The following is a 9,653-nucleotide window of genomic DNA, read 5'->3' on the forward strand; positions in this document are numbered from 1 at the left end:
CTAGCGGATGACCCACCCCGTTGCCCCTCCCAGGAGGGGATTTGGTGATCGGTTGTGGTGTTAAGTGTGGCATTTAAGTCTTAAGAGTATGAAAAAACTTACCTGTAGTTTTCAATTTGCCCGATCTCAGGGGGTGTCCTGGGCGGGGTGGGTATCGACCTTTAGGGCCAGCGGGTAACCCACCCCGTTGCCCCTCCCAGGAGGGGATTTGGTGATCGATTGTGGTGTTAAGTGTGGCATTTAAGTCTTAAGAGTATGAAAAAACGTACCTATAGTTTCCAACTGGCTCTATCAACATCGGATATTACCGATTACTTTGATCTACGGCAACAGATCTTTTGCGAGGAACAAGGTCTCTTCCAAAATCACGATCGCGACTCCATTGACCCTACCTCTTACCCCATCGTCGCTATTGCCCACACACCCGATCACCCTGACCAAATTGTCGGCGTTGTTCGCATCTATGAACAGCAGCCTCGCCTTTGGTACGGCGGTCGCCTAGGGGTGCATCCCGACTTTCGCCGGGTGGGCCGTATTGGTAAAGGTCTGATCCAAAAAGCAGTGACAACGGCCAATACCTGGGGTTGCGATCGCTTCCTCGCCACCGTCCAACTCCAAAATGTCCGCTTCTTCACCCGTCTCCACTGGCAAAGCCTAGAAGAAATAGAAGTCCTAGGCCATCCCCACCACCTGATGGAAGCCGATCTGGAACATTATCCTGCTACCGATCAGCCCCGTCCGTCGTTGCCCCTTGAACAAGTAGCTTAAACAATATCAAGAACCAATTTTACAAGTTGGATCCCACGCTCTAAATTTCCTGCAAAAACCAGGCCAGAACCTATATACTCGCCCCCGCCGTAACCCTAGCTTTGCTCCCCAGCATGAGGGTTGTAGGGCGGCTAACTATCCAAGCTACTTTCCTATCCTCCCTTCATCCCAGAATTCACTAGAAAATCAGAGAATGCAATGCCATCTAACCAATGCCTACCAACGATCACACCAGCCTTTCTGAGCTAATCATCACCCTCCAAACCTCTCTTAGCATCCTTCACAAACAAGACATCCAAACCGCCGCCACCATCCTCGGCCAATACGTCCACACCCCCACCAACACCCCTATCCACCTCGGCGACGACTGTGCCGCCATCCCCGACGGTGAAGGCTACCTCCTCCTTGCTGCCGAAGGTCTCTGGCCCCAGCTGGTCACCCAAGATCCCTGGTTCGCCGGATGGTGCGCCATCATGGTCAACATCTCCGACATCGCCGCCATGGGCGGCACACCCATCGCCGTAGTCGATGCCCTCTGGAGTAAGTCCGTTGCTGCCAGCACACCCCTCTGGCAAGGGATGCAAGCTGCTGCCCAGGCTTACAATGTGCCTATCGTCGGAGGCCATACCAATTGCCATAGTCCCTACGATGGTCTGGCTGTCGCCATTCTGGGTCGGGCCCAGCGGCTGATTACTAGCTTTGATGCTCAACCCGGTGATGATTTGGTGATGGTGGTGAATATGGCCGGTAGTTACTACGGTGACTATCCCTTTTGGAATGCGGCGACAACGGCTGAACCGGCTGTTTTGCAACAGCAGCTCGGTCTGCTACCTAAGCTGGCTGAGGGGGGGCTATGTCATGCGGGTAAGGACATTAGTATGGGGGGGCTGGCGGGTACGCTGCTGATGTTGACCGAGGCTTCGGGCTGTGGGGCTACGTTGAATTTGGATTGGGTACCTCGTCCGGCGGATGTTGCTTGGGATAAGTGGCTGACGAGTTTTCCTAGCTTTGGTTTTTTGTTGACTGTGCCGTCGGAAAAGTTGGCTCAGGTGCAGGCGTTGTTTAGGCCCTATGGGTTGACTTGTGAGGCAATTGGTCAGGTAACGGCGGGGTCCCAGGTGATTTTTCAGCAGGGTGGAGAACAGGAATTGTTTTGGGATTTGAGTTGTCCGTTGACAGGATTTGGGAAGGGATGATCCTGGAGCTCATCTCCGACATATATGCATTAGCCCCGGAGAGGCGTTACCCTCCCCCGATCCCCAATCCTCTCATCCAACTCCCCATCTCCCCTTCAGAGAGATCACGATGAGCCTGTTCCGAATAATCTTCTGCTGTCACTCCTGTCTCCTGTCTTCTGACTTCACTTTCCACAGTGCCGCCCGAGCCAATAGACCAAAAGGAAATCGTAGGGTGTGTCACAAAACCATCACCATAGGCGCGAAATTCACCTTAATGGGTGACCCCACCTCTAACCCATCCCTAGGGTGCCAATCAGAGCATGGATACTGTTGCGAGTGACCGGCAGGCTATCCACCACCATGGCCGCTGACAACAACATCATGTAGAAGATGGAATACTTGAAAACGCCTCGGGCTAGGTCGCGATCGCAAGGGCATTGCTTCAAATCATAGGCCTTACGCAGAAACAGACCGCCCAAAATCAGCGCCAGTAGACCATATAACCAACCACAGGCTTCCGTGGGGCACACCATCAACAACGTCACCGGCACCAACAACAGGGTATAAAGCCAAATCTGATTCGCCGTTTCTTCATTACCCACCACCACCGGCAACATTGGCACATTTACCTTGGCATAATCCTCCTTAATCAGCATGGCCAAGGCCCAAAAGTGGGGTGGGGTCCACACAAATACAATGGCAAAGAAAATCCAAGCAGCCCAACCCACATGGCCAGTGACAGCGGCCCAACCCACCATGGGGGGAATGGCCCCGGCCGCCCCACCGATGACAATATTCTGAGGTGAGGACCGCTTTAGCCAGTGGGTATACACACCAATATAAACAACAAGCCCGGCCATAGCCAAACCAGCGGCAAGCAAGTTGGCAAACCAGGTCAGCACAGTAAAGGACAAAATCGCCAAGATGGCAGCAAAAATCAACGCATCGCGCACCTGGATTCGCCCCGAAGGTAGGGGACGATCCCGCGTGCGTTCCATGTCGTAGTCAATGTCCCGGTCGTACACACAGTTAATCACCTGGGCTGAAGCGGCGGCTAACCAACCACCCGCCATGGTCATCAACACCAACAACAAATCTGGATGGCCCTGGGCCGCAACCCACATGCTGGCCGCTGTTTCAATCAACAACAGCGGAATGATGCGAGGTTTGGTCAGCTGGTAGTAACTGCGACAGACTTGGGCAAAGTTCTCATGGTGAACCCTAGGGGCAAGATTAGAAGGTTGCATAGGAAATAGGAGAAATAGCTAATAAATGGGATGAAGGGGAAAAGTGATGCAGAAAAAACGATGAAGGGAAAATCTTAGGTTTGAGTTGGCTTAAGAGTCGTTGGAGCCAGATAGACCTTTTAGGCCATTACTTTTAAGAGGTGTGTACACCATAGCTCGATCCGGGGGATTGAGGAGAATTGTCAAAATCGTAAATGTTGAGGATTCCCCATGCCCCCTGATCAAGGATGGAATACCAAAGCTATTGGCTATTTATTAACAGCTCCTGACCGAAGGCATATTAGGCATAATCTAAATGTTGACTGAAATCTTAAGGTTCTCTTCAGGTAGGGAGGAATCTCGGAGGGACAAGACGGTGAAACAAACTAAAGTACCCAGTAAAGCAGCGCCAACGGCCTGATGGCAGACGGTGAGGGGCTCCACTTGGAGATGCAGCCGGAAGGTGGCCAACCCCAGAACGAGCTGTAGGCTTAGTAAGCCAAAGGCGATGTTGGCTTGGGTCCTGAATACCTCATCCAAAGCCGGTGTGCGCCATACCAATACCGTCAATAGGAGTACCGACAGACTAGCGGGAATGATCCCCAGCAGGTGGGCATTGACAACATTACACAACTCCGCCAGCCCAAAACATTGGTGGGCGGCCCAGCGGGATCCCACCAATCCCCCCAGCAGGCTTTGGCCATACACCAGTACGACGGCGGCACCACTAATCCAGGACAATTTTCCGGCAGTGCCTGTGGGCCGGTAGGGCCATAGGCCCATGCCCATGGCCAACAGGGTGCAAAACACCAGGAGGGCCGTACCCAAATGGGCGGTAACAATGTCAAACCGCAACAGCTGGGTCACAGTAAGTCCTCCTAGCACCCCCTGGAAAACAACCAGGAAAAGAACTAATCCAGCTGCCCAGGGCACCCACCTGGCCAGGGACTGCCGCCAGCGTAGAGCCAGGGCCACCAAACCAATGGCCATCAGACCAATCAATGAGGCATCCAGCCGGTGAAACCATTCTAGGAATACCTGGAGATTCATCTGTTGACTGGGTACCAGCTGACCATAGCATAGGGGCCAGTCCGGACAGGCTAACCCTGCATTCATCACCCGGGTGGCACTGCCAATGGCCATCAGAATCAGGGTGGCCACGGCCATTTTCCATACCCAGCGCCGTAAATAGGTCACCGGATCAAATCCGGCGGTCCTACTTGCCTGAAATGTGGATAACGAAGAATGAACCATAAACCTAAAAACTCTCTTAAGAAGCTGAAATTGATCGACAGAGAGAAAGCTCTCCCTTACAGGGTAGGGAATTTTTCTGGTTTAGATGAAATACATTTAGGTTTTCTTTTCGTTTGCCAAATTCCACTCATCATTCTGGGGCCCACAGCATGATCATTAGATAGAGCCCAGATAGCGCCTAAAGAAAATAGACAAAACCTGAAGAAAATCCTTAAATCCCTCAAATGAACTTTACAGACACTGTCATTTCTCAAGAGATAGCGCTACCTTGAGATGGGATAAAAAGCATTGCTGAATTCCTTTTAGGCCCATTGCCTAAACCCATTGACATCACTCTTCATCCCATTTGTAGTAGACCAGAAGTAAGTCGAACAGCGTTACGTTCAGTTACAGTTTGATGAATTGATTACAGATTACCGTTCTGAATCGAATGATTCGCTAGGGATACCCTATCTGGGGTAGCTGCAACAGTTGGGACATTTCACATTTCTTGTATATTTTTCTTGTATCTGTAGAATAAAAAACGATTTTTAATTTGTTTCTATCCAGTCAATTCTTAAACAATTCTGTTTTACATAGCAGACCACCCCACAGGAGAATGTTCGAATCGTGAACGGTATTCCTACGTCTATTATCACCATGCTGATCGGCATTGCCGTTACCCTAATCAGTCTTTGGTATGGCCAAAACCACGGTCTGATGCCCGTGGCCGCATCCACCGAGGCCGGTGAAGTCGATCAATTGTTTAATTTGATGATGACCATCGGTACGGGGCTGTTTCTGATTGTTCAGGGCACCTTGGTGATTGCCGTCATTCGGTTTCGTCGCAAAGCAGGGGATGAAACCGATGGTCCCCACATTGAGGGTAATATTCCACTGGAGATTGTTTGGACGGCGATCCCAGCCATTATTGTGTTGGGTCTCTCGGTGTATAGCTTCGAAATTTATACCGAGATGGGCGGTCTCAATTTGATGGAGCACCATTCTGCCAAGCCAGTGCAAGTGGCCTATGCTTCCTCGGGCGATGAAACCTCTAGCTATCCTATGTTGGCGGCATCTGGCTTAGGGGAGCCCCCCGATGAGGTAGCCCAGGATGCGGATGTCACCATTGATGTATTGGCCATGCAGTATGCCTTTGTCATGACCTATCCCGAGACGGGCATTGTGGACGGCGCGGTCCATGTGCCTGTGGGTAAGCTGGTGAAGCTGAATCTTAATGCTCAGGATGTGATTCATGCCTTTTGGCTACCTGAGTTTCGCATCAAGCAGGATATGATCCCCGGTCAGCAGACGTCCCTGGTGCTGCGGGCAACCCGTGAGGGCACCTATCCTGTGGTCTGTGCTGAGCTGTGTGGTCCTTACCATGGTGGCATGCGGGCTGAGCTGATTGTTCATTCCCTGGAAGGGTATGACGAGTGGCAACAACAGCGTCTGGCGGCAGCGCCGATGGACCTTTCCACTGCCATTGCGGCGGCGAGTTATAAGCCGGATGAAACCGATGCTGAGTATCTAGCTCATTTTGAACAGCCGATGCATTTAGGTATGGCAGCCGAGCATTTGGAGCACTTACAGCCTAGCCATGTACATCACAGCCAGATGGATGTGGCTTTGGTGCCATAACCAGGCTGGTCTTTCAACAATCTGGTTATTTCTTTTCAGGCGGTGGGCCATGCCCATCCTTCTCCTTTTCCCCTTTCCCCTTCTACAACTCCCATGGCACAAGCTGAGGCTATCAAAAAAACTGACCCCTCACCGTCTTCCCAACCAACCTTGGGTAATGAGCGGAAGTGGACCCACTTCTTTACCTTTAGTACGGACCACAAGGTGATTGGGATCCAGTACATGGTCACCGGTTTTATGTTCTACCTGATTGGTGGGGCACTGGCGACGGCGATGCGGACGGAACTGGCCACCCCCGCCCCCGACTTTATGACTCCTGAAACCTATAACGGTGTGCTCACACTTCACGGCACCATTATGTTGTTTTTGTGGATTGTGCCAGCGGGGGCCGGTTTGGCGAACTATTTGATCCCGCTGATGATTGGGGCGAAGGATATGGCCTTTCCTCGGTTAAATGCGATCGCATTTTGGCTGATCCCCCCCTCCGGCCTGATGCTGGTGGCCAGCTTCTTTTTTGAGCCCCCCCAAGCCGGTTGGACCTCCTATCCTCCCCTGAGCATCTCCACTGGAATGTTGGGCCAAGGTATCTGGATTCTGAGCATCCTGGTGGGTGGAACCGCATCCATTTTGGGTGCCCTCAACTTTATAGTCACCATCATGAAAATGCGGGTGCCCAGCATGCCCCTGCTCAAAATGCCCCTATTTTGCTGGGCCATGATTGCCACCTCCCTGCTGATTTTGATCAGCACGCCTGTTTTGGCGGGGGCCCTGATCCTTCTGATGTTTGACCTGGTAGCCGGTACCGCCTTCTTTAACCCCACGGGCGGTGGGGATCCCGTGGTCTACCAACATATGTTTTGGTTCTACTCCCACCCGGCGGTCTACATATTTGTACTGCCACTGTTTGGGGCCATTTCCGACGTGTTGCCGGTCCATGCCCGTAAGCCTATCTTTGGCTATCGCGCCATTGCCTACTCCAGTTTGGTGATTAGCTTCCTGGGGCTGATCGTCTGGGCCCACCATATGTTCACCAGTGGCACCCCCCCCTGGTTGCGCATGTTCTTCATGATTACCACCATGGCCATTGCCGTACCCACCGGCATTAAGGTATTCGGTTGGACTGCCACCCTATGGCGCGGCAAAATTGCCTACACCAGCGCCATGTTGTTTGGCATTGGCTTTATCGCCATCTTTGTCATCGGCGGCATCAGCGGTGTGATGCTAGCGGCGGTGCCCTTTGACATTCACGTGCACGATACCTACTTTGTGGTGGCCCACTTTCACTATGTTCTGTTTGGCGCCTCCATCTTTGGTATTTACATGGCCCTTTACCACTGGTTTCCCAAAATGACCGGGCGCATGCTCAACGAATTTTGGGGCCGGGTCCACTTTGTTTTGACCTTTGTAGGCATGAACCTCACCTTTATGCCTATGCACCAGTTGGGTCTGCAGGGTATGAACCGCCGGGTAGCCCTGTACGATCCTCAGTTTACGGACCTAAATGTGGTAGCCACCATTGGTGCCTATTTGATGGCAGTGTCCACCATTCCCTTTATCATCAATGCGATCTGGAGCTGGCACTGGGGCGAAAAAGCACCCACCAACCCATGGCGTGCCCTCACCCTGGAATGGCAAACCCTATCACCCCCGGCCCATGAGAACTTTGAAGGGGTGCCGGTGTTGAAGACGGGTCCCTATGACTATGGGTTGGGCTACATCCCGGTCAAGGATGATCCTGCAATTTACGAAGAAGCCATTGCAGCCGCAGCTGCCCATAGCCACTAGTCGATCACCCTTCCCCTCCCAGGAGAGGCCCTCCCCTCCTGGGAGGGGATTAACTTAGAAAGACCACAGTGAGATAATTTTTTCTGTTTCCCTTTCCCCTTCTCCCTTAACCTTTTCCCCATGCAAAGCTCCGCCCTGAACGAATCCGAAACCATTGCCGTTTCCCATGAGGAACATGGCCATGAGGAACATCCCGATCTGCGCATGCTAGGCGTGCTCGTCTTCCTCTGCGCCGAGAGTATGATCTTTCTCGGTCTATTCATTGCCTATCTCAGTTTTCGGCTGATGGCCCCAGCATGGCCACCGGAAGGGACAGAAGGTTTGGAACTGCTGCTGCCGGGGATCAACACCATCATCCTGATTTCCAGTAGCTTTGTGGTTCACAATGCGGACACAGCCATTAAGCAAAATGATGTTGGCAAAATGCGCATGTGGTTTGCCATCACGATTGCCATGGGGGCGATCTTTCTTGGAGGGCAACTCTATGAGTACACCCACCTGCCCTTTGGCCTTACCACCAACATTTTTTCCAGTACGTTCTATGTGCTGACTGGTTTCCACGGTCTGCATGTACTGTTTGGATTGCTGCTAATGCTGGCGGTGCTATTTCGCTCCCGCAAGGCCACCCACTATTCCGAAGTCAATCACTTCGGAATTGAGGCCACTGAACTGTACTGGCACTTTGTCGATGTGATTTGGATTATCCTGTTTGCCTTGCTATATCTGTGGCGGTAGGGACCGGTAGCGAAAGGGACCGACAAATCTTCCTGGAAGTCGCCTTTGGTCATCACTCCAATGGGTGCTTCGTGGGCCTGCTACGGAAGTAAAACTGTCTTTAGCTAATGTGCCCAGAGGACTGTAGGCTCAATTACTGACGAGCCTACAGTCCTCTGGGCCTGTAGATATATTTATTTTTTAGATCTATGACGAGATCAGGTGTAGTTAAAAAATAGGATTAAAAATAGTCTTCTGAAAAATATTTTTTAATAGGTTGCCTACATACTAAAGGTTCGCTGCTCAGTACATTTAGTGTTTTGCACTAGAGAAAAAATACCGATGTGGTGCTCGTGGTTTTGAACATACTACCCATAGTAGATGTCAGAATTTAGAACTTCTATATGTGGAAAATGAGCGAACCGTCCAATATAGGCTGGGAAGCTTAGATGTTTTTAAATCTCTTAAAATATTTCGTAAAAGAATCTGGGGAGTCAATTTTCCAAAGGTACTCTAGCTTTCTTCGAAAAAGCTGTAGCTGAAATCTATTCTGACTCAGAAAGTTATAGAACTCAGTCGGTCGGTTAGTGGAACCACAATATCCCAGACACAATGGCTCCGATGCTTCAGATAGTTTCCCCTGGGAGTGAGTCTCATCGCTGACGACATGGAGCATTTCTCGCTCAATGTGTCTGAGGTCAGTGGAGGAAAACATCATTGGATAATTAGTGACTAGGGTAAATTTAGGATTAAATATAGGTTTCATGGTTGCTTCCTGGCTATAGGCTTAACAGCCCTAGTGTTGCAGTCATCCTAGACGGAAGTAATCCGGAAAAGTTCATATTTGTTCAGATGATAGGATCGGTTTATTTAGAATTTAAGTACTTGCTTATTTAGATGTATTTCTGTGGATAAGTCACCATAATTCCCTATCTTTTGCCGTAAGCGTCACAGGGGATGCCCAGGCATAAGCGAGAGTGGGGACTGAGCAGATCTAGTGTTAGCCTCGACCAAAGGTAATAGGGACGGCGCAGGTAAGCCTGCCCGCGCAGCCCGAACCGCTTCGGTCAAGAACTCTAAAACCGGACGTCCCTGGGCCTTTAAGGAA

7 protein-coding genes are annotated in these 9,653 nt (G+C 51.1%); 5 read left to right on the plus strand and 2 right to left on the minus strand.

Annotated elements, in window-relative coordinates; genetic code table 11:
- Positions 1-255: 255 nt before the first annotated feature.
- A complete protein-coding gene (locus VB741_RS17740; RefSeq protein WP_323366526.1) occupies positions 256-768 on the plus strand; it encodes an MSMEG_0567/Sll0786 family nitrogen starvation N-acetyltransferase in 513 nt (170 codons plus the stop codon).
- A gap of 212 nt (positions 769-980) precedes the next feature.
- Positions 981-1,964, plus strand: coding sequence for a sll0787 family AIR synthase-like protein (locus VB741_RS17745; protein ID WP_323366527.1), 984 nt, complete (start codon positions 981-983; stop codon positions 1,962-1,964).
- A gap of 272 nt (positions 1,965-2,236) precedes the next feature.
- Here VB741_RS17745 and VB741_RS17750 read toward each other — a convergent pair whose 3' ends face one another.
- The gene (locus VB741_RS17750; protein ID WP_323366528.1) at positions 2,237-3,193 is read right to left on the minus strand and encodes a heme o synthase; all 957 of its coding nucleotides are present in this window, start codon (positions 3,191-3,193) and stop codon (positions 2,237-2,239) included.
- Positions 3,194-3,484: 291 nt separating this feature from the next.
- Complete coding sequence (locus tag VB741_RS17755) at positions 3,485-4,426, minus strand: COX15/CtaA family protein (protein WP_323366529.1); 942 nt, start codon at positions 4,424-4,426, stop codon at positions 3,485-3,487.
- Between the two features lie 639 nt (positions 4,427-5,065).
- Between VB741_RS17755 and VB741_RS17760 the strand changes: the two genes are divergently transcribed.
- The 3 genes from VB741_RS17760 (at position 5,066) to VB741_RS17770 (ending at position 8,566) form a co-directional block, all read left to right on the plus strand.
- Complete coding sequence (locus tag VB741_RS17760) at positions 5,066-6,046, plus strand: cytochrome c oxidase subunit II (RefSeq protein WP_323366530.1); 981 nt, start codon at positions 5,066-5,068, stop codon at positions 6,044-6,046.
- Between the two features lie 93 nt (positions 6,047-6,139).
- Positions 6,140-7,831, plus strand: coding sequence for a cytochrome c oxidase subunit I (gene ctaD / locus VB741_RS17765; protein ID WP_323366531.1), 1,692 nt, complete (start codon positions 6,140-6,142; stop codon positions 7,829-7,831).
- 120 nt (positions 7,832-7,951) lie between these two features.
- The gene (locus VB741_RS17770) at positions 7,952-8,566 is read left to right on the plus strand and encodes a cytochrome c oxidase subunit 3 (protein ID WP_323366532.1); all 615 of its coding nucleotides are present in this window, start codon (positions 7,952-7,954) and stop codon (positions 8,564-8,566) included.
- Positions 8,567-9,653 lie beyond the last annotated feature (1,087 nt).

The sequence above is a fragment of the Leptothoe sp. PORK10 BA2 genome (assembly GCF_034932105.1).
Lineage (GTDB): Bacteria > Cyanobacteriota > Cyanobacteriia > Phormidesmidales > Phormidesmidaceae > Leptothoe.